Here is a 396-nt window from a genome sequence, read left to right as displayed (position 1 = left end):
GGATGTTGGCTAAAATTATGCAAAAAAATACCCTGACTCTTCCCAAGGTTTGGCGTGGAGTAAAACTTTTCTTTAAGTGGCTGTGGCTAATCACCCTGTTTCTATTTGGTCTTGCCCTGTATTTATTCTTGGTTCCATTAGGGATGTTTGAATACGCTTTCTCGTTATCAGAGTTAGATATTATTGAAACGTCGTTTATTGTTTTCTTAGTCATGTTTTTTTACCGCTATATTCAACTGTGCCGGCGAAGTGACGCGCCTTTGGTGCGAAAAATTATCACGCCATGGGTGCATCAAGCCTATTTGGGGTTATTTTCTGGTCGTGACTCCAACATGGAGATGTTGTGTTAAAATGGTAGCCTTTTCACCCTCAAATTAGAAATCATGGCTACCATTT

The 396-nt window shown here is 39.9% G+C and carries 1 protein-coding gene; it reads left to right on the top strand.

Features of this window, described 5'->3' with window-relative positions:
- The coding region (locus VOR_RS17140) for a hypothetical protein (RefSeq protein WP_010319768.1) at positions 1–350 on the top strand (350 nt) is incomplete at its 5' end.
- Positions 351–396: the final 46 nt, after the last annotated feature.

This window comes from Vibrio ordalii ATCC 33509 (genome assembly GCA_000257205.1).
Classification (GTDB): domain Bacteria; phylum Pseudomonadota; class Gammaproteobacteria; order Enterobacterales; family Vibrionaceae; genus Vibrio; species Vibrio ordalii.
The sequence above is the reverse complement of the archived record's forward strand: the minus strand, read 5'-3'. Positions and strand labels throughout refer to the sequence as shown.